A 234-nucleotide genomic window follows, 5' to 3' on the forward strand; every position below is an offset into this window, starting at 1 on the left:
TGCGCAAGCGGCGCTCGACGCGCTCGACGATGCCGGCGTGACCATGGAAGACATGGACGTCTTTGCCGCCGGCAGCGTGAATCAGGCGCGCCAGTACCCCGCGCAGCGGATTCAGAAGCTGGTGGGTCAGACGGGTATTCCCGCATATAACGTCCTCAATGCGTGTGCAACGGGAGCCACGGCAGTGCGGGTCGTCTGCCAGGCGATCAAGGCCGGCGAGGCGTCGATGGGGCT

The 234-nt window shown here is 65.8% G+C and carries 1 protein-coding gene; it reads left to right on the forward strand.

What is annotated here, in order from left to right; all coding sequences use genetic code 11:
* On the forward strand, nucleotides 1-234 hold a 234-nt coding region (locus SB717_RS39720), incomplete at both ends, for a thiolase family protein (RefSeq protein WP_410908851.1).

It is taken from the genome of Priestia sp. SIMBA_032, assembly GCF_046535215.1.
GTDB lineage: Bacteria > Bacillota > Bacilli > Bacillales > Bacillaceae_H > Priestia > Priestia aryabhattai.